The organism is Collinsella aerofaciens (assembly GCF_015561195.1).
In the GTDB taxonomy this organism is placed as follows: Bacteria; Actinomycetota; Coriobacteriia; order Coriobacteriales; family Coriobacteriaceae; genus Collinsella; species Collinsella aerofaciens_AC.
The window spans coordinates 21618-44675 of the sequence record NZ_JADMSU010000003.1; the positions used below are offsets into that span (position 1 = coordinate 21618).

Annotated in this window: 9 protein-coding genes and 2 tRNA genes; 2 read left to right on the forward strand and 9 right to left on the reverse strand. The window is 60.1% G+C overall.

Features of this window, described 5'->3' with window-relative positions:
• Positions 1 to 15 precede the first annotated feature (15 nt).
• From I2H81_RS04140 to I2H81_RS04160, 5 genes are all read right to left on the reverse strand, one after another.
• Positions 16 to 942, reverse strand: coding sequence for a respiratory chain complex I subunit 1 family protein (locus I2H81_RS04140; RefSeq protein ID WP_022095201.1), 927 nt, complete (start codon positions 940 to 942; stop codon positions 16 to 18).
• A gap of 12 nt (positions 943 to 954) precedes the next feature.
• Complete coding sequence (hyfB, locus tag I2H81_RS04145) at positions 955 to 2973, reverse strand: hydrogenase 4 subunit B (RefSeq protein ID WP_195644665.1); 2019 nt, start codon at positions 2971 to 2973, stop codon at positions 955 to 957.
• Complete coding sequence (locus tag I2H81_RS04150; RefSeq protein ID WP_195644666.1) at positions 2966 to 3583, reverse strand: 4Fe-4S dicluster domain-containing protein; 618 nt, start codon at positions 3581 to 3583, stop codon at positions 2966 to 2968. The genes hyfB and I2H81_RS04150 overlap by 8 nt, the downstream gene beginning before the upstream one ends.
• A 78-nt stretch (positions 3584 to 3661) precedes the next feature.
• Entirely contained in the window at positions 3662 to 5884 is a 2223-nt protein-coding gene (gene fdhF, locus I2H81_RS04155) for a formate dehydrogenase subunit alpha (protein WP_195644667.1), read from the reverse strand.
• A gap of 76 nt (positions 5885 to 5960) precedes the next feature.
• Positions 5961 to 6479 (reverse strand): 4Fe-4S dicluster domain-containing protein, encoded by a 519-nt coding sequence (locus I2H81_RS04160; RefSeq protein ID WP_195644668.1) that lies wholly within the window; start codon positions 6477 to 6479, stop codon positions 5961 to 5963.
• Between the two features lie 428 nt (positions 6480 to 6907).
• Between I2H81_RS04160 and I2H81_RS04165 the strand changes: the two genes are divergently transcribed.
• Both I2H81_RS04165 and I2H81_RS04170 read left to right on the forward strand, forming a co-directional pair.
• On the forward strand, positions 6908 to 7231 hold the full coding sequence (locus tag I2H81_RS04165) for a type II toxin-antitoxin system RelB/DinJ family antitoxin (protein ID WP_117765829.1): 324 nt from the start codon (positions 6908 to 6910) through the stop codon (positions 7229 to 7231).
• A complete protein-coding gene (locus tag I2H81_RS04170; protein ID WP_195644669.1) occupies positions 7224 to 7679 on the forward strand; it encodes a PIN domain-containing protein in 456 nt (151 codons plus the stop codon). The genes I2H81_RS04165 and I2H81_RS04170 overlap by 8 nt, the downstream gene beginning before the upstream one ends.
• Before the next feature lie 744 nt (positions 7680 to 8423).
• On the opposite strand, the gene I2H81_RS04175 is transcribed toward I2H81_RS04170, so the two are convergent.
• The 4 genes from I2H81_RS04175 to I2H81_RS04190 all read right to left on the reverse strand — a co-directional run bounded on the left by I2H81_RS04175 (position 8424) and on the right by I2H81_RS04190 (position 22964).
• A tRNA-Gly gene (locus I2H81_RS04175) sits at positions 8424 to 8497 on the reverse strand.
• Between the two features lie 6 nt (positions 8498 to 8503).
• Positions 8504 to 8580, reverse strand: a tRNA-Pro gene (locus tag I2H81_RS04180).
• Between the two features lie 91 nt (positions 8581 to 8671).
• Positions 8672 to 10030 carry a branched-chain amino acid transport system II carrier protein gene (brnQ, locus tag I2H81_RS04185; protein ID WP_195644670.1) on the reverse strand — a complete coding sequence of 453 codons (1359 nt, stop codon included), beginning with the start codon at positions 10028 to 10030 and terminating at the stop codon, positions 8672 to 8674.
• Between the two features lie 118 nt (positions 10031 to 10148).
• Positions 10149 to 22964, reverse strand: a complete 12816-nt coding sequence (locus I2H81_RS04190; protein ID WP_195644671.1) for an InlB B-repeat-containing protein — start codon at positions 22962 to 22964, stop codon at positions 10149 to 10151.
• Positions 22965 to 23058 lie beyond the last annotated feature (94 nt).

A 23058-nucleotide genomic window follows, 5' to 3' on the forward strand; every position in this document is an offset into this window, starting at 1 on the left:
TGTTTCTCCCTTCTCCTACACGCCGACGACCACGAAGACAAACGCCAGAACGGCGATGCCCACGACGGCCCAGGTCTGATTGCCAAGCACCTTAAAGCGCGAGCGCGAGCAGGAGTTCTCGATCACGCCACATACGACAAAGTCGATCAGGCACTTCACCAGGAAGATGACTGCGCCCAGAACGGCGGCGGCGCCCACGGTCGCGGGCTCGCCCCAGGGGACGAAGATCGCGCAGAACCAGGCGACGACCAGAACCTGCTTCATGGACATGGCGAGCTTGGCCATCGCAAGCGACGGTCCGGATAGCTCGGCGAGCGGACCTTCCTGAAGCTCCTGCTCGGCCTCGGCCTGATCAAACGGCAGCTTGCCGAGCTCCATATAGCAGGCGATCGCAAAGGCGATGCCGGCGAGGATCACGGCGACCGGCGCGTCGATGGCGCCCGTCATGATGTGCTGACCCATGGTGGCGATATCGGTGGAGCCGCACACCAGGGCCGCGGCAAACAGCGCCAGCAGCATGGACGGCTCGATGAGCACGCTCATGAGCAGCTCGCGGACGCCGCCGATGCCGGCGTAGGCGTTGGACGAATCCACACCGCAGAGGGCGAAGAAGAAGCGGGCGAGCGCCAGGCTATACATGATGGTGATGGCGTCACCAAAGACCGGGATGGGGCTTTGTGCCGTAAAGAGCGGCAGGCCCATCGCGAGCATAAAGGCGACGGCGAAGAACAGCGGCGGCATAATGCGCAGCGCAAAGCTCGCGTCCTCGCTCTGGGACTCGGGGCGCGCAAAGAGCTTAGCCAGGTCGCGGTAGTCCTGCATGATGCTGGGGCCGCGACGGTTGTGCATCTTGGCGCGGATCACGCGACCGAGACCGGAGAAGAACGGCGCGACGGCCATAACGACCACGCCCTGCAGAACGGCAAGTACGATGTTGTTCATGCTCTCCCCTCCTTAACCCATTTGCACGGCGAGCACGAGGAACACCACGAGTGCCGCGACGATGTAGCAGATATAGATGCTGTAGTTGCCACCCTCGAGCTTAGTCGCGAGGTCGGCGAGCTTCTCGACACCCTTATGCGGGGCATCGACGAGAACCTTGTCGGGTACGGGCTCCACAGCCTCGGCCACACCGGTAAGCTTCTGGAAGAAGTGTGCGATGGACCAGCAAACGGCCGTGCAGCGGTCACGCAGCGTGTAGAGCGGCTGCATAAACCAGGACACCTCGGAGGCAAAAGTCGTGGCCACGACGGGCATGTGTTCGTTGGGAGCATAGCCGCATGCCCACGGCTGGGACTTCTGCACCTTGCCGACGGTCTTGAGCTTGCGATAACCGCAGGCAAGGCCGACAAGCACCACGAGCGCAAGAGCAATCGCGGGCGTGGAGGTGGCAGCGCCGGAGTACTGGTTCATGAGCTCCATGCCCTCGGCGGCAAACACGCCACCGTACGGATGCAGCACGGACGCGGCGACATCGACCAGCACGGGCGCGATCACGGGAGCGCCAATGCCCAGCACGACGCAGATGGCCGCGAGCAGGCCCTGCGCAAACACCATGGGGGCGGGAACCTCCTTGGCATTGGCCGCGGCCTCGGAGCGGGGCGCGGAGGCAAAGGAGACGCCATAGGCCTTGACGAAGCACGTGACGGCCAGCGCGCCGGTAATGGCGAGCGCAACGGCAGCGAACACGGCCACGATCATGACGGCCTTGTCGCCCTGCATGGCGGCGTTAAACAGCGACTGGTAGGTAAACCACTCGGACACAAAGCCGTTGAAGGGCGGGATAGCCGAGATGGCAAGCGCGCCAACCAGGAAGCAGACGGCCGTTGCCGGCATACGACGGAACAGGCCGCCCATCTTCTCCATATTGCGCGTACCCGTGGAGTACAGCAGCGCACCGGCGCCCAAGAACAGCTCGCCCTTAAACATCGCGTGGTTAAACGTGTGGTAGAGGGCGGCCATCAGAGCCAGGACGGCGATGCCGACCGAATTGAGCGCCATGGCGGCCATGGAGGCGCCGACGCCGAGCAGAATGATGCCGATGTTCTCAACGGAGTGATAGGCCAGCAGGCGCTTGATGTCATGCTCCTGCAGGGCGAAGGCCACGCCGAGGACCGACGAGATAGCACCGAAGACCATGACCATAAGGCCCCACCAGACCTGAACGCCCGAGGCGGAGAGCAGGTCGAGGCCCACCTTGAGGATGCCGAAGATACCGATCTTGATCATGCCGCCGGACATGAGGGCACTCACGTTGGACGGCGCCTCGGGATGTGCCTTGGGCAGCCAGCCGTGCAGCGGGATGATACCGGCCTTGGCGCCAAAGCCAAAGAAGGCGAGCACGAAGCACACGGATGCGACCGCGGGGCTAAACTGCGTGGCGCGGAAATCCGCAAAGGCAAACGAGCCGCCGGCGAAGTTGGTCATGGTGAGGAAGCTCGCCATGATGAGCACAAAGCCTACGTGCGCGATCACAAAGTAGAGCCAACCGCCATGGATGGAGTTCTCGTTCTCCTCGATCACGACCAGGAAGTACGAGGTCAACGACATGAGCTCAAAGGCGACCAGGAACCAGAACACGTTGTCGGCGGTGATGACGAGCATCATAGACGCCACGAAGGTGTTAAAGAAGAAGCCGGCGCGGCCCTTTTTGCCCGGATACTCATCAAAGTAGTTGAGACCGTAGATCGAACCGGCAAACGCGAGCACCGAGATGAGCGCCACGAACAGGCCGGACAGCTGATTGAGCAGCAGCTGGAAATGGGCAAACGGGAAGAACACGATGGTGTCGACCGACATGACATCGCCCAGCACGGCCTGGATACCGGCCACAAACGAAAGCACCGCGGCGACGGCGCCGACAAGGCAGCCGGCGGTCTTGGCGGCGTTATCGGCCTTGATCAGCAGAACCGAGGCGAGCGCACCGATGCACGAGACGGCAAGCGATGCGATAAACAGCGTCATGCTATCCATTGTTTACGCTCCCTTCTGCTTTCTCGGACAGACCCTGGGCCACAGCGGTAACGTCGACGGCCGGACCGTTTTCGATCGAGCGCAGGCGCTTGGCCTCGTCGAGCTCACGATCGGCCGCGCCGCCCATGACGGTCAGCGCCTTGGTGGGGCACGCCGCCACGCAATGCGGGCCGTCCGGATCGAAGGCGCACAGGTCGCACTTGACAGCGCAGGTGTACTGGCCGGGAGCCCATGTAAGCAGGCTGCTCAGGGACTTAGGATACGAAGGCGTCGGGTCGCACATGCCTGCGACACCGGCGATAGACGTGCCATCGGGATGGATGGCTCCGAAGGGGCACGCGATGGCGCACAGCCTGCACCCGATGCACTCCTGCTCCTTGACGTGGATGCGATCGCCATCGTGCTCGATGGCATTCACCGGGCAGACCTCGGCGCAGGGGGCACCCTCGCAATGGTGGCAGGCAAGGGCGGCCGAAATACCGCCGGTCTTCACGAGCGCCAGGCGCGGCATATCCTGAAGACCCTGCATCCGGTGGGCGTCGGCACAGGCGGACTGGCATGTTCCGCAGCCGATGCACCTCTCCGGGTTGATGTCGATGAAGCGGTTCATCCCCACTTCCTTTCAAAATAACGGGCCGGGCTCCCGAACGTACGGGACGCCCGGCCCAAAAAGCCAACGAGAACGGGACTACACGATTTGATTCACGTGTGTCTCGTCGTCGAACTTGGCGGCGCTGGGCTCAACGTCCTGGGGAGCGGCGGCGTCCACCAGAGCCTGCTTGAGCTCGGTGTACTGACGCTCGACTTCGCCCTCGGCCCAGACCTGGTCGGCAATTGGATCGACCTGGCAGGCGGAGAACTTGTCCTCGGGCGTGTGCGAGACCGGGTCGACCTTGTGCATGGTCAGCTCGTTGCACTTGCCGATCCACCACTGGTAGGTCATGTAGACCGTGCCCTTGTTGATACGGTCGCTCACGTCGGCGCGGCTGTATACCTGGCCGCGGCGGCTGTGAATCGAGACGATGTCGCCGTTCTTGATACCGCGCGCCTGGGCGTCCGCGGGATTCATGCGGACAAAGCCGGGCTCGTCGGCAAGCAACGCCAGCGTCTTGCAGTTGCCGGTCATCGAGCGGCAGCTGTAGTGGCCGACCTCGCGGACGGTGCACAGGATGAGCGGGTACTCATCGTCGGGAAGCTCGGAGGGCGCCTCCCAGTCGTGCGCCATCAGGTTGGCGCGACCGTCCTTGGTGGTGAACTTGCCACCAGCGAACATGTCGGCCGTACCGTGGTCGTTCACATCAGTGCTCTTGACCGGCCACTGGGCGTAACCGCCCTCGGGGGCCATCTTCTCGTAGGTTGCGCCCACAAAGTTGGGGCACAGGCTAATGCACTCGTTCCAGATCTGCTCGGTGTTGTCGTAGTGCATGGGGTAGCCCATGCGCGTGGACAGGTCCGCGAAGATCTCCCAGTCGTGGCGGCACTCGCCCTTGGGCGGAACGGCCGCGTCAAAGTGCTGGAAGCTACGGTCGGACGCGGTAAAGACACCCTCGTGCTCGCCCCAAGAGGTGGCAGGCAGGATGACGTCGGCGAGCATGGTCGTCTGCGTCATAAAGATGTCCTGGCAAATGAACAGATCCAGCTCGGAGAGCGTCTTGCGCATACCGGCCGAATCGGGCTCGGTCTGGACCGGGTCCTCGCCGTAGTTGTAGAAGCAGTGCACCTTGCCCTCGTCGACCAGGTGACCCAGATCGGTGAGCTTGTAGCCCTCCTCCAAGGGGAGTTTTTCCTCGGGCACGCCCCAGGCCTTGGCAAACTTGGCACGCACAGCCGGGTCGGTGACTTTCTGGTAGCCAGGGTACAGGTTGGGCAGCATGCCCATATCGCAGGAGCCCTGGACGTTATTCTGGCCGCGCACGGGCGCGAGGCCGGAGTTGGGTTTGCCGATCTGGCCGGCAACGCAGGCGATGGAGGCGATGGTGTGCACCGTCTTCAGGTTCTGCTTCTGCTGGCATACGCCCATGCCCCAGCCAATGATGGCAGAGGGCTTCGCCGTGGCGTACATCTCGGCAGCTTGGTGGATCAGCGCGGGCTCGACACCCGTGATGTCCTGTACGGATTCGGGAGTGTAGTTCTTGATGGTCTCCCACCACTCGTCAAAGCCGTTCGTATGCTCGGCGACGAATTCCTTGTCGTAGAGGCCATCGTTGACCAAGCAGTTGGCAAAGGCGTTGAGGAACGCGACATTGCAACCGTTCTTGATCGGAAGGTAGATATCGGCGATACGCGCAGTTTCGATATGGCGCGGGTCGGCGACGATGATCTTGCAACCCTTTTCTTTGGCTCGCACGATACGCCTTGCGACGATGGGGTGCGAATCGGCAGGGTTATAGCCGAAGAGGAAAATGCAGCCCGCATCCTCCATACCGGGGATGGAGCATGACATGCAACCTGAACCAACCGTGTCCATCAGACCGAGGACAGTAGGGCCGTGTCAAGTACGGGCGCAGTTGTCCACGCTGTGGGTGCCGATGCACGCACGCGTAAACTTCTGCATGACGTAGTTCGCCTCATTGCCGCCGCCTCGCGAAGAGCCGGTGGTCATGACAGCGTTAGGACCATATTCGTCAATTATGGCCTGCATCTTAGATGCGGTGAAATCCAGTGCCTCGTCCCAGCTTACGCGCTCAAGATCCGCGCCCTTGGTGCGGCGGATCATCGGGTGCAGTACGCGAGGAGTCAAGATCTTGGTGTCGTTGATGAAGTCGTAGCCGCTCATGCCCTTAAGGCACAGCTCGCCCTGATTGGTGATGCCGTTGAGCGGTTCGGTACCCACGACCTGGCCGTTTTGGACCAAGAGGTTAAACTGGCAACCGGCACCGCAGTACGGGCAGATCACTTTATGCTTCTCCATGACACCCTCCTTCCTTTCTCTGCTACCGATTAATCGGTACGTGTTTGACAATCGTCGGGCCTGTATGGCCGCCCGCCTACGCCTCGTTTTCGATGGTGGCGCGGGCACGCTCGGCGGTCAGTTCCGCCAGGCGCTCCTCGTCTACCAGGGTGAGGCCCTTAGTCGGGCACGCCTCGGCACACGCCGGGCCACCGGGACGGTCCACGCACAGGTCGCACTTGAGCACGAAGCTCTTGGTCTGCGAACCCACGCGCACGTCGCCCATCAAGACGGGGACCTGCGTGGTCGCCACGCTCACGGCGCCAAAGGGGCAGGCCATGACGCAGCTCTTGCAGCCGATGCAGTTGTCCTCGTTAACACCGATGCGATGGTTCTTTGGATCAAAGAACAAGGCGCCCGTGGGACAGGCCTTGGCGCATGGAGCGTCCTCGCAGTGGTGACACGCCACCGGTGCGGAGATCTCGTACGTACGCGTCACGCGCAGGCGCGGCGCGGCGATGTCGCCGGGGATGTCATGCGCCTCGATGCACGCCGCCATACAGGTTTGGCACCCAATGCAGCGCGAGGAATCGGCTACGACTCGTTTATTGCCCATGTTGTTCACTCCCTCCTGAATCCCATGTCGGAGAGACCCTGTCGACGTTGCCCCAAGCCGCCCGTGGCCTGGCATCGACGTATCGAATGCATGCGGCGAAACAGGCACTCGGTAGATTATCTCCAACGGTATACAGGTTGAATATACGCAGTTGCAGGGGGTAAACTTGAGCGTAACCCCTGCAATACGTGTGTATTGCAGGGGTTTGGGCTGGTTAGGATTATTCTTGGGTAGCTATAAAGATAAGTGTATTACACGCGTACGCTCAAGAAAGATTTCACGCTCGCTTATGCAGGATGTAGTACGTTTGTAATGTTGATCGCACTCAATTACTCTGGTGCAATAAAGTAGTGGTTATAGGATTGGCTATCATCAGCACATGCCGTATTTAATCATCCATATTGCACGCTCATTAAGGGAGGCCAGTGATGTCATCGACTCAAAAACGAGCCATCCTGCAGGTGCGCATTCGCGAGGAAGACAAGCAGCATGCCGAGCGTCTCTACGACGCCATGGGCACATCGCTCGCCGAGGCCGTACGTCTTTTTGTCGCGCAGAGCATTTTGATGCGCAAGCTTCCCTTTCAGCCGGTCGCCGTGCGTTCAAAGGACGGCACCGCCGCCTATGGATCGCTTAAAGCATATGGGGACCCCAATCGCCGCTCCGAGGAGCGCAACGCCTGGATTGAATACCTTGCTACAGAAAGCGACGATTCGATTTTGGGTCCCGAGGAAGTAGATATCCATGAGTAGCACCATCATCGACGAGACCGTTATCCTACGCTACCTGCTTGACGACGACGAGGTCCTGTCACCGCGCGCCGCCAAGGTCATCGCCACGCGCACCGCTCGCGTCTACCCCGAGATCATCACGCGCGTCGTGGTCACGCTGCGCGACGTCTATAAGGTTCCCCGCGTTGAGATTGCTGCGGCCATGAAAAGGCTGCTCGATGACGTCATGGTCGACGAGCCCACCGTTATCGCCCTTGCTATCAAACTGTTCGGCAAAACGCATATGGACTTTACCGACTGCCTCCTCGCAGCCCGAACCGCTATCTACAACGATGATGTCGTGAGCTTTGGCAAACCCATCATCCAAGGCATGATCGATTACCGCCGCAAGCGCCAAACCGCAGCCGAAGCCCGCAGCCGCAGCATCGACTCCACCATCGACAAGCTCCGCCACCGCCCCCGCAGCTAACCCCATCCCCTCCTAAGTTGCGGTGAAATAGTTCCTAGATTAGGCTTATTCGCGCTTTTCAGAAATTAAGTCACCGCAACTTCCAGGTTGGCCATCCGAAACTGGCAGCCTTGGACCGCGAATCCTACTGTTCGCCACGAAATGGGCCCATCTACTACGTTTAACCGATTACCCTCGACCATACAGAAATCCGAAATATCAAAACAGCTGGTAGACGGCTTGCCGATTTTCCGAAACTGCTGCTATGGTCGACCCCTGCGGGCTAAACGTAGTAGATGGGCCGCTTTCGTGGCTCAACACCAGACCAGTCATTTTGGGGCAGGGCTTTTTTGACCACATTTCCCAGCCGATCGCTAGAGTAGTCAAAAAGCCCCGTCCCAAATTAACTACCCCGGACTTCAATGGGTTCGCAAAAGCCAAAAGACAGTCCGTATTTAACCGCAACTTAGGTGGGCGCGGAGCGGGTTCGATTCCCGTCGCCCGGCGCGTAAATGAAAACAGCTCTGATCCCAAAAGGAAGCAGAGCCATTCGTCTATCTTATGGAGCGGGCGACGGGAAGTCCAAGGATTTGCTTCGCAAATCCTTGTTTCGCTGCGGACCTTCGGCCCTTGCGTGCTGCGCTGGAAAATGCTCACGCATTTTCTCAGCTTCGCACCCTGGCGGGTTCGATTCCCGTCGCCCGGCGCGTAAACGAAAACAGCTCTGGTCCCCAAAGGAAACCAAAGCCGTTAAAACAATTCTTATGGAGCGGGCGACGGGAATCGAACCCGCGTCATCAGCTTGGAAGGCTGGGGTTCTACCATTGAACTACGCCCGCAAGATATGGTCGGGACGACAGGATTTGAACCTGCGACATCCTGCTCCCAAAGCAGGCGCGCTACCAAACTGCGCCACGTCCCGAAGGTGTTGAGCAGCTAAGGTCTAAACCTTGCGTGTCCCAAAGCGAAGGAAATTATAGGGGAGACTCCCCGCCCGTGCAAGCGCAGAAACCCTAGTTCCTCGAATGTGCGACAAACTTGCTGTGGAGCAGACCGATCACAAAGGCAACTGCGGCGACCGGCGCCCACGCGGCACCGATGTCTGCCAGGGGTAGTGCATCAAACGGCAGCCACGTGCCCGCAAAGAACGCATCGCGGACCGAAGTGATCACACTCTGCACAGCAACGACGCCGCCGACCCAGACCCACACCTGCGGATGAGCGTCGCAAAAGCCGTGGACCAGGCCCATAAGCACCAGCACAATGGCAACGGGGTACAGGGCGTTGAGCAAGGGCACCGAGAACATAAGGATCACGTCGAGGCCCACGTTGGAAAGCACACACGAAAACGCCGCGAACACGAAGGCGAGGATCGCGAAGGGGCGGCGCATTGCCTCCTCGGAGGCCTCCGCTCCCCCTTCGACCACATACGTCTCGCAGAAGTAGCGCGAGCAGCAGCTGATAAGGCCGATGCACACGTTCATGCAGGCGAGGAAGAAAATCGCAAACACCACAACCGTGCCGGCGAGGCCAAAGTGCATGGAGGCCGAGCGAGCAAGGATGGCAGCGCCGTTGGTGGCGTCGGGCATCACGGTGCCGAGCTGCATACCGGCAAGGGCCAAGCCGCAATAGATGATGGCCATGAGCACGCCGGCTATCACACCGGAGCGCGAAATTTCAAAAGCGACGCGTTTGTCGTCGGTCACGCCCAACTCGTGAATGGTCTCGGCGATGATGATGCCGAAGGCGAGCGATGCAAGCAGGTCCATGGTCTGGTAGCCGGTCAAGAAGCCTTGGACCGCAGCACCGGCATCATAGGGAGCTTGCGGGGCAGCAGCCGGTCCCAGCGGCGAGATCACGGCAGCACCCACAACCAGCACGATGAGCGCGATGAGCGCGGGGCCCGTAATGCGGCCGAGCACGTGTGTGATAACACCCGGGCGCAGTGTGAGCGCAAACGCGACGACAAAGAAACCGACGGCGAACACCAGACGCGCCGTGCCGAGCGAGACACCCTCGGGCAGCAACGGTACCAGCATCTCAAACGCCGTGGAGCTTGTACGCGGAATGGCAAGGCACGGGCCGATGGCCAGATATACTGCCGCAACAAAGAACTCGCCAAACTTGGGGTGCACGCGGCTGGCAAGCTCACGCGCCGTGCCGGCAAGCGCCACGGCGATAAAGCCCATGACGGGCAGGCCGATGGCGGCAACGAGAAAGCCAAGCATGGCGACCGGCGTGGCAGAACCTGCCTGCAGCGCCAGCAGCGGCGGAATAATAAGGTTACCGGCACCAAAGAGCATCGAGAACAGGGCGATGCCGACGGTGACGACATGGTCGGAGCGCAGACCGCGCGGTGCGGATGAGGCCATAGGCACACCTTTCGGGTTGAAACAAAAACGGGACGGGCAAAATACCCGTCCCGCAAGTATATACGCTTTAGCAGACTAAATCGCGCAAAGCTTCAATCTAGCCGCCCCTTTTGAGCCGTTACGCGTCCGAGCGACGGCGACGCAGCAGCTCGAGTCCCAGCGCGACAAGCGCAACGGCGCCTGCAGCGACGGCGACGGCCAATGGCGCACGATCGCCCGTGTCGGCGAGCTGCTGAACGCTCGACTTGGAAGATTCCTTCTTGCCGGAGTTTTCCGCGCCCGATGCCTTTGCCTTATCAGCTGCGGAGTCATCCGAACTACCGGGTTTTGTCGGATCCTTTGAATCCGGCTGGTCGGAATCGGGCGTTCCGGGCTTTTCCGGCTCTGGCTTGCTCGGGTTGTCAGGCTCAGGCTTATCCGGGTTATCCGGGTCCGGCTTGTCCGGATCGGGTCCATCGGGCTTGTCCGGATCGGGAACCACCGGGTCCGGGTCGACAGGCTCCTGCTTCTTCTTCACCGTCAGCGTACCGGGCTCAACCGTGACATCGAAGTTCGGGTCGGCGACCGTCGCCCCGATCTGGTACTCGCCCGCCGGGGAACTCTCATCGGCGACGCAGGAGTACTCGACCTTCAAGCCCGAGGTATCAGCCGAGCTCTTTAGGCTCGAGGTAAAGGCGGGATTCATCTCTCCCTCGAAGCGTTCAACATCGTCGACCTTCACCTTAAGCTTCGCCGGCGCAATCTTGAACTTGCGCGAGGCGGCGCCGATATACCCGTTGCTTCGCAGCGTGGCAACGGCGCGATACGTGCCGGCATCGGTCGGGGCCTCACTCGACGAATAGTGCGTGCCGCCCGTCCCGTAATACCTGACCCTCAGGTCACCTTCGCAGGCCTTGGGAACCCCCGTGATCTTAGGCGATTGAGCATCACCGCTATAGACGAAGTTGCCGCCATCAAATGCAAGCTCGACCCGCTTCGCCTGAACGACCAGAATGAAGTGTGCGGTCACGGTCTTGCCATGAGCGTCCTTGCATGTGATGTCAAAGGTAGACACCCCGGCCTTGGACGGGGTGCCCGAGAGCGTCAGACCGCCCGCCGTGCGGGTGAGCTTAAACCCGTCGGGGAGCTTAGCGTCGTCCCACGTGTACTCATACAGAGCTTCGCCACCCGCTGCACCCGCAATCGTCGCGCGATACGTGCTATGCGCACGTGCGACCGGCAGCAGACCGCCGTTGAACACAAGGGCATCCCGGGGCACAACGGAAACGACGGCACGATCGCTTTCCACCTGCGCCTCGGTACCAAGGTAGCGCTGAGTGACGCGGCAGAAATACTCGCCGCCGCAATCCTCATTGAGGCCCTCGATGAGAAACGTCTCCCCCGTCTCGCCCTCGAGCGCCACGGCCTCGCCGCCCACCATGTGGAACCACTGATAGGAAAGTTCGACATCGGCGGCGGAACCCGTGGACGAGGACGCGTGGTCGAGGACGCCCTTGCCCGCCTCGGCAGCAACCGAGAGCACGGCAGCATCGCCCTCGTGGGCACTCGCGTCCTGTGGCTGCGCGATCACCTTCGGAGCGTCCGCTTTCGCGAACTCGAACGTAATCTCGTGCGACGCGGTGACGTCACTCACCGTGACCTCGTACGCTCCGCCCTCATAGTCGGAGATATCGAGATCGATGGCCTTGTCCGAGCCGGCTTCCGTGACCGTCACCCGCTCGAGGAAGCAGCCCTCGTCGGGCATCGCCGAGAGCGTCACGTCGCCGCCGGCATCAACGGTAACGGAAGCGTTGTCGACCGAACCGTTGACCGCCTTTGCCGTCACCTCAAAGCGCTCGGGCTTGTCCGGGTTATCAGGCTCGGGGTTATCAGGGTCGGGATTATCGGGATCCGGCTTGGGGCCCGGATCAGGATTATCAGGTTCAGGGTTAGGATCCGGGTCGGGGTTGGGATCCGGATCAGGCTGATCGGGGTCCGGATTGTCCGGATCCGGAACCACCGGGTCGGGATCGACGGGCTCCCGCTTCTTTTTCACCGTCAGCGTTCCGGGCACGACCTCGACATCGAAGTTCGGGTCGGCGACCGTCGCGCCGATCTGGTACTCGCCAGCAGGAGAGCTCTCATCGGCATCGCAGGAGTACTCGACCTTCACACGCGAAGTGTCAACCGCACTCTCCAGGCTCGAGGTAAACGCTGGGTTCGCCTCTCCCTCGAAGCGCTCGGCGTCGTCAACCTTCACCTTGAGCTTTGCCGGAGCGATCTCGAACTGGCAGGTAGCGGCACCGATGTAGCCGTGGCTGCGCAGCGTGACGACAGCGCGGTACGTGCCGGCATCGGTCGGGGCCTCCGTCGAGGAATATTGCGTACTTCCGGTACCGAAGTACCAGACCCTAAGGTCGCCCTTGCAGACCTTAGGGGCACCGGAAACTTCGGGCGCCTGCGACGCGCCATTAAAGGTAAAGTCGCCATCCGTGAACGATAGCTTTACGTGCTTTGCCTGGACAACGAGCGCAAAGCGGGCGGTCATGGCCTCGCCACGAGCATCCCTGCACGTGATATCAAAGGCGGAAACGCCCGTCTTGGACGGGATGCCCGAGAGCGTCAGGCCGCCCGAAGTACGGGAGAGCTTGAGCCCGTCGGGGAGCTTCGTCTTATCCCATGCGTACTCGTACGGAGCCTTGCCGCCCGCGGCCCCGGCAATCGTTGCGAGGTACGTGCCGTGCGCGCTCGCTGCCGGCAGCAGGTCGCCGTTAAACACAAGGGTGTCCCACGGCACGACGGAAACGGCGGCACAATCACTGTCCGCTTGCTTCTCAGTACCAAGGTAGCGTTGAGTGATGCGGCAGAAGTACTCGCCGGCTTTCTCGTCATCGAGATCCGCGAGCGAGAGCGTCTCCCCCGTCTCGCCATCGAGCGCCACGGCCTTGCCATTCGCCATGCGGAACCACTGGTAGGAAAGCTCAACCTCGGCAGCGCAACCCGTGGACGAGGCCGCGTGGTCGGCGACGTTCTTGCCTGCCTCGGCCGCAACCGAGAGCACAGCCGAATCGCCCCCATGGACGCTCACGTCCTGCGGCTGCGCGACCACACGCGGAGCGTCCGCCTTCGCAAACTCGAACGTGACCTCCTGCGATGCGGTGACATCGCTCAGCGTGACCTCGTACGCCCCGCCCTTGTAATCAGAAATGTCGAGGTCAACGGTCGCATCCGAGCCGGCCTGCACGACCGTCACGCGTTCGAGGTAGCAGCCCTCGTCGGGCGTCGCCGAGAGGATCGCGTCCCCGCCCTCAACAACCGAAACCAAAGCATTGTCGACCGAACCGTTGACTGCCTTCGCCGTCACCTTGTAGTGCTCGGGCTTCTTCTTCACCGTCAGCGTTCCGGGCTTGACCGCGACATCAAAGTTCGGATCGGCGACCGCCGCGTCGATCTGGTACTCACCCGCCGGCGATTTCTTATTCGCCGAGCAGAAGTACGTAACCTTAACGTCCGAGGTGTCGCAACGGCTCACCAAGCTGGAGGTAAACTCGGGATTTTCCTGGCCCTCAAAGCGCTCGGCATCGTCGACCTTCACCAGCAACTGGGCAGGAGCAACAGAAACCGTCAACTCGACGTCCTCGGCGGCAAGATAGTTTCGAGACGCCTGGGCATGGGCGACAACACGTGCCGTACCGGCAGCCTTCACCGTCGCGCAGCGTCCCTTAATCGAAACCGGGCTCGCATCGTCATCGAAATCAACCAGCTCAAACGTCACGGGAGTCTGGGCGACGTTGTTAAACACAATGGGGTCTCCACCGTAAACACTCGAATAGCTCGTCGTTCCCGTAATGGCCTGGCTTGCCTTTGCAATCGAGAACTCGGCGGACTGTTTACCCTGATAGTTGGGGTCAGTCACCGTAACCGTGACGCGGTAGTTGCCACTGTCGCACGGCTCCAGCGCCGTCGGACCATAGGACGTTCCATCTATACCGCGATAGGTAACGGAATAGGCAGACGCATCAAGGCTGGCAACCGCAACCGCCGCACCGTGTCGTGCGCCATCGTATGTCACATCAGACGTCTCGATCGAAATATCGACCGGGGCCTTCTCGATCGTGAAGTCACAGGAGGCATTACCGACATATCCCTGGGCATCGAGCGTCGCCACCACACGATACGTGCCGGCATCCACCGGCGCCTGATCCGACGAGTAATGTGTGTCGCCCGTGCCAACATAGGTCAGTTTGACATCGTCCTCGCAACCCTCGGGCACGCCCAAAAGCTCCGGTGCCTGCGCCGTCGCGTTGTAGGTAAAGGTCTGGCCCTCAAATGCAAGCGGGGCTTCCTTCGCCTTCACGAGCAGCGCGAAGTGCGCATCGCACTTGTTGCCCAGGTCATCGGTGCACCTAATCTTGAAGCGACGCACGCCCGTAGCCGCAGGCACGCCCGAGAGCACCAAGGCGCCCGATCCGTCATCTGCCAGCGTCAGCTGCATGCCCTCAGGAACCTCAACATCATCCAAGTTGTACGCATACGGTGCCTTGCCGCCCGTAGCGCCGGCAATATCTGCACGGTACTCATCGTGAGCGGTCGCCGCCGGCAGCACGCGCCCGTTAAACACAAGTGCTTCTCGGGGCACGATGGATGCCTTCGCATGTTCGGTATCCGTCTTTATCACCGTGCCCAGGTAGTTCTGCGTAATGCGGCAGAAGTACTCGCCTTCGCCGTCGCTGTCGAGCTGGGCGATCGAAAGAGTCTCCCCCGTCTCGCTCTTCAGCGCCACCGCCTTGCCGCCATCGTCAGACACGCGATACCACTGGTAGCTCAGCTTGACGTCTGCAGCGGATCCAGAAGACACGGCCGCATGGACGCGAACGTTGCGTCCCGCCTCGGCGGCGACCGAAAGCTCAACCGGATCGCCCTCGTAAGCGCTCGCATCCTGCGGCTGAGCGAGCACCTCCGGAGCCGCAGCCTTCGCGAATTCAAACGTGACCTGCTGCGGAGCACTCACGCCACTCAGTGTGACCTCGTACGCCCCACCCTTGTAGTCAGAAATATCAAGGTCATAGGCATTGCCGGCCGAACCGCCATCACCGGCCTCTTCGGCAACGGTCACGCGCGTCAGGTAGCAGCCTTCATCGGACGTCGCCGAAAGCGTCACCTTGCCATCCGTAGCGACCAAAGCAGACTCCGGATCAACCGATCCGTTGACCGCTCGGGCCGTCACCTTGTACTTAGGCGCCTCCGCAAAGCGCGCCTCGACGGTCATGTTGTCCTCGGGGACAAACGTCCAGGTAGCATCCGTGCTCAGCGGCTCATCGCCCAACGACCCGTCGTCATTGCGTGCATACCACCCATCAAACACATAGCCCGCATCGGGAACGGCAGTCAGGGTCGTGGACTCACCGTTCTCGACTTCGTTGGTCACGGCATAGCCCAGAGATTCGTCCTCGGAGGAACCATCGACGTGTCCGCCCTGACGCGAATCCACCGCTGTAACCGTCATCGACGCCCGCTCATAAACGGCCGTAAAAGTACGGTTGCCAAACACTACGCGGTTGATCACCGGCGTAAATCCCACAGGCATGCCGTTCTCGTCGACCCAGTATTTAAACTTCCAACCCTTATGCGGCACGGTAAACATAATCGCCGCGGAGTGGTAGGAGCCGCCGGTACCAAGCGCAACCATGCTAAAGCCCGCGTCCTTGGGATACGTAGCGACCTGAACATCGCAGCCCGTCTCGTAGAACACGGCCGTAAGCTGCTTATTCTCCTTTGCGGTACCGATATAGAACGCGCTGTAGCTCACCGTGACACCCGCATCGTCGACCCAATGCGAGAAGTGGTACTTCTTCCACGGGATCGCGATGGCCATAAACATGTCGCCCCTGTCGTAGGACCTGCTACCGGCAGGAATGCCGTCGACCAGAAGGGCCGTACCGCGGAAGATGGACGAGCCAGTGACGGTAATGGTCACCTGTCCATCGGATTCGAACTGCGCGCAGTACGTTATGTCTTGCGCGGCGGTCACATCGAGGGTCGTCGCGGTCTCGACAATCGAGGTGCCCTCCTTGTCGGTGCTCCAGCCCACAAAGCGATAGCCCATACCGGCAACAGCGGTCAGCTCCACCTGATCGCCCACGGCAAAGCTACCGCTGCCCGTAACACGGCAGCCCCTATTCGAAGCCTTGTCCTTCACCACGACCTCGCCCGCAACAATCACCTCGTACGGATCGGCAAACACGGCCTGGAGCTCCAACGCATCGTCCTCGAGCCCCTCGACCATATCCTTGTCGAGCTTAACCCAGCAATGGGCGTCGCAGCTCAGCAGCGACTTATTGCCCTCGGCATCCAGGACATACCAGCCGACAAAACGTTTGGTTCCCATAGGCGTAGCGTTGAGTTCGACCGTATCACCGAATTGATAGGAGCCCTCGCCGCTCAGGGTGCTAACGCTATCGTCACTCGCGCTCAAAACGACCTGATAGGACTTAGGCGTAAAGGTCGCCGTATAGGTGGCGTCACCCGCGACCTTAACGGTATAGTCGGCGTTCTCGCTGACTGTCTCGCCCTTGTCGTCCGTCCAACCCGCAAACGAATACCCGGTGTTGGCGATCGCACGAAGCGTTGCGCGGTCGCCAGGCTCATAGCCACCAAAGCCGCTCACGGCTCCGCCCTCGGCAGGCGAGGCAACGGTATGTACGACATACGAACCCGAGGCAAAGACGGCATAGAGCGACGTGTCCTCACGCACGGTGAATCGATAGGTTTTCTTGGAGCTCACGCACGTGCCATTCTGGAACCAGCCCACAAAAGCCGTATCCTCGGCGGCAACCGCACGCACGGTTGCGACCTGTCCGGCGGCATACGACCCCGCGCCCTCGACCGTGCCCATGCTCTCCTCGCACGAGACGTCCACCGTATATTGTTTTGCCGAGAACACGGCCTGGAGCGCCGTGTCAGACGTCGGCGCCACGTGATAGGTGGTGTCGCGGCTTACCACGGCGCCCGAGGCATCGGCCCAATACTCAAACGCATAGCCCGAAAGCGCATGCGCGGTCAGCGTGGCGGCATGCCCCGCCTCAACGGTACCTGTACCCTCGACCCAGCCGACGACGCTCGATTCGACCAGCGAACCGGTGCCGGAATCGACTACCGCCGTGGCGTCGACTTCATAGCTTTTTGCCATAAAGCGAGCGACGTGCACATGGCTGCGCTCCTGGTGGCAGGTGAACTCCGCATCGGCAGACTCAAACGTGCCGTCGGCCGTATACCAACCAGTAAAGACGTAACCGGGATTGGGCGTCGCCTTCAGGGCAACCTCCGCGCCGCGGTCGGCAAGGATTCGGCTCGCCTTGACGGTGCCACCCTCCGCAGGATCGGCGAGGGGCACGCAGACGGTATCGATAGGCACAAAGGCTGCGGTAATGACGCAGTGCCCGGTTTTGCCGCGAGCTTTGGCAACCAACGTGGTCTCGTGCTTAAGGCTCTTCAGGCGCCCGTTGACGTACCAACCCCAGAACAAATAGCCAGGACGAGCCTTGGCCGTCAGATGAAGGGTCTCCCCAAATTTGAACTTATCGGTCGCAGGCTTCACCACGGTCCCATTGCACGTCACGGTACCGCCGAGCCATGAATCGGCCGTGACCATGACCTCGGGCTTTGAGTCGGTAAAGATCGCGGTATAGGTATCGCTCTTGGTGACCTTAACGACTAGCTCGGCAGATTCGTACTCCTTACCGGAGCCGTCCTTCCAATGGTCAAAACGATAGCCGTCGTTGGCCTTTGCCTTGAGCATCACCGTATCGCCGTATCCGCAGGTAACAGAAGACGCCCCCGGGTGGCCCTCGATCTCAACCGTACCGCGCTCCACAAAGGTCTTTTTTGCCTTCGCCGTCACGGTATACGTGTTTTCCTCAAACACCGCGCGCACGGTGCATTCCACGTCCTCGGGATAGAACTCAAGGTAGCTGGGGTCGGTGCCCAAAAGCAGGTCCGTCTTGGCGTCGTACCAGCCCTTAAAGGTAAATTGTTTGCTCGCCTCCGCCGTGAGCTCAATGCTCAGCGTGGCAGGCTCGCCCTTCATGCAGTAGCCCTCACCGTGCACCATATATTTGCCCGCCATGGCCGCGGCCGGCTCAACGACAACGTCCACCTTGCAGGCACGCGTAAACTTCGCCTGGACCACGCAGTCGGTAATGGGCTCAAAGGTATAGGAGCGATCGCTCGAAACCAGAGTCGAGGTGGCATCCGAGCCGCCGTTGCTCAGATACCAGCCGTCAAAGATATAGCCCTCGGATGGGGTGGCCTCCGCGGTCACGCGCTCACCTTCGGGAACCTCGAGCACCATGCCAGCAGTCTCGCCGCGCTTCAGCGTAACGGTACCGCCCTCGAGCGGGTCGGCCTCGGCACGCACGGTATGCGTATCTCTGCCGTCCATTACGGCCTCAATTCGGGCATTGCCGTTAACGCGGTATTCGCAAACTTCCTGCTTGTTGGCAATCGTGATGCCCTGCGCATCGGTTTCTCGCCATTCCACAAACCGGTACGTTTTCTCCGGATTATCGGGGCGCACCTTGGGCCGCATCGTAAACGTAAGGATATCGCCATCCTTCGCGCGAACCTTGCCATCCACAACCAGCACGCCATCGCACAGCACCTCGGCGCTGTCGAAGGGATCGGTATTCACCAGGATAGTCTTGTCCGCCTTGCGGAAGCGTGCAACCAGATGGCGGTCGACCTCGGCCTTGAAGATATACGTACGCTCGGGCGAAACCTCGATGCCATCCTCAAACCATCCCACAAAGGCATAGTCAGGACCCTCGCTCGCGGTGACCATAGCCTGGTCGCCACGCGTAATGCTCTGCTTTACAGGGCTTGCGGTGCAGCCTGTCGAAAAATCGGCCTGAATACCGTCGGCTTCGGCAACCGCCGTAATCTCGACTTTTTTCTCGAAAACGGCCGTCATTTTTACGACCTCGGGCGTCAGGTCCGTGATCGTCATCGTCTTGAGAGGAGATGTCGAGACCTCGACGCCGTTCTCTTTCCAACATACGAAGCGATAGCCGGGATTTGCGACAGCCTCGAGCGTGGCGACCGTCCCCTCATAGTGGATACCGCCGCCGGTAACGACGCCGCCCACCTCGGGCTGCGCGGTGGCAATAATCTCAATCTTATGGTCGCCATGAGGCTTGGGCTTCTTGTGGTCGTCGATGATGTCCTTAATCTCCTTGAGCACCTTGGTGCCCACAGCGGCAACATCCTCAATGTTGTCGGCCATACCGATCTCAATCACCGCGTCGGCCGCGATGGGGTCGACAATCTCGCCCAAGCCATACATGGTAGCGAGAACGGCCGCAGCCGTAATCGCGGCGATGAGCGCGGCCTTCAGCGCCGCGAGTGACTCGTCGGGGCCAGTCGCCTCACGGAAATGCGCGGTGTACTGCACATCCCCCTCGAGCACAAACGTATAGGACGGACCATCGTCGCCGGTAAAGACAACGTTGCCGAGGGCATCGGTCGCGTAGTCAAACACATAGCCGGGTAACGGGACCGCTACGACCGTTACGCGTGACCCGATGCCGTACAGACCGGTGGAAAGGAACTGTCCGAGCGGCTGCCCGTTCTCATCGACCCCGTCCACACTCAGGACCACGCTCGCCTGCGGAGCGCAGTAGCGCGGAGTGATCTCGATCTTGGAGTCGCTCTTATCCTCGGACACAGTCGCGTCCGCCTCGTTCACCGTATAGGTAAAGTCGAGTTGATCGCTCACGGCGTAGGCGTCACCGCCCTCACCCAGATACCAGCCCAGGAACAGCGCGTTATCCGTGACGGCGGAAACCTCAACCGTCTCGCCGGCATTGCGATAGCAGTTTTGAGCGGTAACACTCAGGTGCGCATAGTCCTGCGACGAGTCGGTCGCCTGCGCATCGTTGATGTGCACCGCATAGTCCTTGAGCTTAAAGCGAGCCTCCAGGGACAGATCCTTATCCGGCGTAAACGTGCAGACCGTCTCTTTGGAGATGTACTTGCCGGACTTGGTGTCATACCAGCCCTTAAAGGTAAGGTTGTCGTTGAGCATCCCCAAAGCACCGGCATCGAGCGTGACCTCGGTGCCCGAATCGATCGTCGTCACGCCGGAAACATCGGGCAGCTCAACGCCGTCCATCAGCTTGCGTTCGCCTTTATCGATCGTTTGGGCATAGGAGATCTGGAACGACGTCGGCTCAGGCTTCTTAAGCTGTAGCGTGCCCTTGGTCTGGGTTTCAAAATGTGAATAGCCATCGTCATACACGAGCTTTACGGGTTGTCCGTCCATCGACTCATCGAAGACGTCACCGTCGCACGGAGTCGCCGTTAGGTACTCACCCAGTTCTTCCTTTATGAGGGCTTCGTAGTTCCAAATCGAAACAGAATGCGGGTAATCGAGCTCGATGCTCATGCCCTCGAGCGAAATGGTGTCCCCCGGCTCATAGGTCATGTTGTTGGGATCGCAGGAGATCTCAACGTTCTTGAGCACCTTGCCCACCGGGACGGGTAGACAGCCGTTGCACCTCTCCCAAACAGCCTTGGGCTCTCCCTTGCTGTACTTCGGAATCATCTTGGCAGGGACCATGACGGTCATGTTGCGCTTGGGGAACGTGTCGGTATTAATGAGCACCGCATGGTTGCACCCAAAGAACACGGTCTCGAGGTTGGTGCTATAAAACGCCTTTTCCGGCAATTCCTCGATCTTGGAGTTATATGGCAGCGTCAGCCCGCCGTTCAAGTCGGTGCCGTAGAAGCAGGTGTGGCCAAGCGTTTCGATCGTTGTGTTGCTCTCGAGCCCGGTGGTAGCAAGGTTCGAGCAGAACCTGAACGCGCAAACGCCAATCGATGTAATGGAGGCATTCTTGGCCAGGCCGGTATCGGTCAGAGCCTTGCAGCCTTCGTAGGCGCTGTCGGGAATCGACGTGAGGCCAACGACCTTGTCGAGTCCCGTCGACACCAGCCCACTGTCGGCAAACGCGGCATAGCCCATCGAGCCAATGGTAGTAGTCTCGCTGATGTTCAGGCTCGCAAGCGACTCGCAGCCATAGAACGCCTCTTTTCCGATGGTGCCGATGGTCATACCGGACAGGCTGATATCGGTGAGATTCGGGCAGTTATAGAAGGCGTGCAATCCGATTTTGGAAATGGAGCTATTCTCAAAGCGCACTGAGCGCAGATTGGTAGAGTCGGCGCAGAGCTGCGCGTCGACTTCATCAACCCCGTAATCGACAATCAAATTCGTTACCATTCGACCATCGACAGAGTTCTCGCGCGGGTTGTTTTCATCGATTTCTACCGTAAGATTTCCGTTTGCGTCGCACGGATACAGATAGTAGTTGGGCATGAGCTTGGCATACTCGCAGGCCGCCTGCTGCAGGTTGCCCTTGCTGTACGCGACAAGGCGCGTGTAGCCATCGTCATACACCAGCTGTATGGGCTCTCCGTCCATCGAGCCATCGAAGACGTCGCCGTCGCAGGGAGTCGCCGTAAGGTATTCGCCGAGTTCTTCCTTTATGAGGGCTTCGTAGTCGCTATCCATCGTCGAATGAGGATATTGAAACGTGACACTCATGCCCTTGAGCGAAATGGTGTCGCCCTGCCGATAGGCCATCTTGTCGGGATCGCGCGAGACCTTAATCTTTTGAAGCATCTTGCCCACGGGGACGGGCAGGCTGCCATTGCAACTCTCCCAAACCTCTTTGGGGCGACCGCTTGCGTATTGCGAAACCATCTTGGCAGGGACCATGACAGTCATGTTTTGCTTGGGGAACGTGGTGGAATTAATGAGCACCACATGGTCGCATCCAAAGTACACAGTTTCAAGCTTAGAGCCATAGAACGCACGACTCGGCAGTTCCTCGATCTTGGAATAAAGGGGCAGCGTCAGCCCACCGCTCATATTGGTCCCAGAGAAACAACCTTCGCGGAGCGTCTCGATCGTCGTATTGCTCTCGAGTCCCGTCGTCGCAAGGCACGAGCAGTTTCTGAACGCATCGACTCCGATTGATGTGATGGAGGTATTCTTATCCAGGCCAGTATCGGTTAGAGCCTTGCAGCCGTCGTAGGCCATGAGAGGAATCGACGTGAGGCCAACAACCTTATCGAGTCCCGTGGACACCAGTCCACTCTCGGCAAACGCGGAGTCGCCCATAGAGCCAATGGTGGCAACCTCGTTGATGTTCAAACTCGTAAGCGACTTGCAGCCATAGAATGCCTCTTTTCCGATGTGACCGATAGTCATACCGGAAAGGCTGATATCGATGAGGTTCGGGCAGTTATAGAAGGCGTGTGTTCCGATTTTAGAAATTGAGCTGTTCTCAAAGCGCACTGAGCGCAGATTGGTCGAGTCGGCGCAGAGCTGTACGTCGACTAAATCCGTCCTGTAATCGATAATCAAATTCGTTACCATCCGACCGTCGACGGAGTTCTCGCGCGGGTTGTTCTCATCAATCTCTACCGTTACATTTCCGTCCGCATCGCACGGATACAGGTAGTAGTTCGGCATGAACTTGGCATACTCGTAGACCGTTGGCTCGTACGTGAGGGCATCGACTTCGCTGTCGTCGGACGGGGACTCTGACGTTGCAGGCGAGCTCTTAGCAGCATCGAAATCGGTCGCAGCACTTATGAGGTCCTGCGCTAGGCTCGTCCCGGGGGCGTCGGATGCCGCGCTGGATGAGTCGTCCTGCGTATTATTCTCTTGGTCGGAAGACGCGGATGAAGCGCTTTCGTCCGAAGGTGATGATTCATCGACCGCATCGGTATCGGAGCCCGAGTCGGTCTCTTGGGCCTCGCTCTCGACGGCGACCGCCCCGGCATCATCGGCATAGGCTGTGCTGGGAGCAAGGGGTATCGAGGTCACGACCATCGCGACCGAAAGATAGACGACTAAAAACCTATAGAGGGCAGCAGTGATCCTGTTCATAGGAACCTTCCCGCAATTCGCAAAGATACAGAGTCCCAGTGTGGGCCATCATTTCACATTACCCTGTATAAGCGACAATGCGGGAAGGTAGCGT